We start from the raw sequence: 345 nt of genomic DNA, 5'->3' as shown, positions 1-345 counted from the left end.
TGACTGAGCCTCCCGTTAATTAATATGGTTTATTACTGGTTTGGACGCGAGCACAGCGGAATTTGTCCAAGCCACATTACCATTAGGGTCTTTCTCAACAATCTTCGCTGTATAAGATGGTGTTGCTCCTGCTACAGCGAATGAAGCTCCGTCTGATTCAGATGATCCACTGATAACTCCTATAGAGACCGATGGAGTAGACGTTGATGCCTTTGTAAAATATCCTTCTACTTGTACAGCTTTTACCGAATATCCCGCAGGAATCGTATCGGTAGAAGAATAAATATCCTTATCTCCCGGAGTATTCGAGGTCACATAATTTGCAGACTGCGAAGACATAGCTGG

1 protein-coding gene is annotated in these 345 nt (G+C 43.5%); it reads right to left on the bottom strand.

The genetic code is table 11. From position 1 onward, the window contains the following. Positions 1-15: 15 nt before the first annotated feature. Positions 16-345 (bottom strand): hypothetical protein (locus AC1RPR_RS07845; protein ID WP_481763407.1); only part of this gene is annotated, 330 nt, incomplete at its 5' end.

It is taken from the genome of Dellaglioa sp. CoH-57-MRSF-22 (assembly GCF_056781895.1).
This window is presented reverse-complemented; position numbering and strand designations above follow the sequence as displayed.